Origin of the sequence: Thermococcus sp. JdF3 (genome assembly GCF_012027495.1) — an archaeon.
In the GTDB taxonomy this organism is placed as follows: Archaea; Methanobacteriota_B; Thermococci; order Thermococcales; family Thermococcaceae; genus Thermococcus.
Map to the genome: position 1 here is coordinate 1 of NZ_SNUK01000011.1, position 634 is coordinate 634.

A 634-nucleotide genomic window follows, 5' to 3' on the forward strand; every position below is an offset into this window, starting at 1 on the left:
GTACCTCAAAATACAGAATCATATTTTACAATCGCTTGGAAATATTAATATCAACAATACGCAAGTCCAAATTAACGTCCCTGGCAAACAGGTGACAATTTATACCCACGAAATACTAGATAACGCCAAAAAGGCACTCGAAGAACAGCTAATTCCAAAAATCGAGGGTTCTACTATTCTGAGAGAGACTCTACTCGATATTATACCACGCTTTGTATACTTAGATCAGGAAATGGAGCTAAAAGGCACTATCAAGAAGACAAAAGATTCCTGGAGAGAAACATTTAAAGAGTACTCCAAGACAGACAGCGAATATCTAATAAATTACAGACTGTTTTCAATACTCCCTCAATTCAAAATCGAAGATCTCGACAGATTAGAACTGGGCGAAGCTAGGAATAAACTGGAAAACGCCCTCATTCGGTTTTCCCGTGAACTAATAAACACCTACTGGAGCCAAGAACGGGTCAGAATTGATGGAATAAACGTTGCGGAGAATGAAATTAATTTGTACATCAGAGACATTGATGACAACGGTGACCCTATACAGTCAACTATACCTGAAAGGAGATCAAGAGGATTTAAATGGCACCTTGCATACTTGATAACCATAGAATACATGAGAAAGCTTCAG

Annotated in this window: 1 protein-coding gene; it reads left to right on the forward strand. The window is 38.2% G+C overall.

What is annotated here, in order from left to right:
* The coding region (locus E3E42_RS11635) for a hypothetical protein (RefSeq protein ID WP_206206131.1) at window positions 1-634 on the forward strand (634 nt) is incomplete at both ends.